The 285-nt window shown below is 71.2% G+C and carries 1 protein-coding gene; it reads right to left on the reverse strand.

From position 1 onward, the window contains the following. On the reverse strand, positions 1–285 hold a 285-nt coding region (locus tag EN874_RS33280), incomplete at both ends, for an SDR family NAD(P)-dependent oxidoreductase (RefSeq protein ID WP_127428875.1).

Raw genomic sequence — 285 nt, forward strand, 5'->3', positions numbered from 1 at the left:
GATCTTGTCCCAAAGCGCGTCGGAATGGCCGCAGACCGGCTGTTCGGCGGTGGTGCCGGCAGCGTTGACGAGGATGTCGGCCGGGCCGATCGCCGCCTGCGCTTCGGTAAAGAAGAGGTCGGTGAGCGCGCTGTCGCGCACGTCGAGATGCGCGGCATGCACCCTGGTGCCGTGGGAGGCCAGGGCCGACCGCACACGCTCGACCTCGTCGGCGCCGGGATAATAGGCGGCGTCCGCCCTGCCCGCCTGCGGCGGCGCCACGTAGGAGCCGACGGCGACATTGGC

Source organism: Mesorhizobium sp. M1D.F.Ca.ET.231.01.1.1 (assembly GCF_003999155.2).
In the GTDB taxonomy this organism is placed as follows: domain Bacteria; phylum Pseudomonadota; class Alphaproteobacteria; order Rhizobiales; family Rhizobiaceae; genus Mesorhizobium.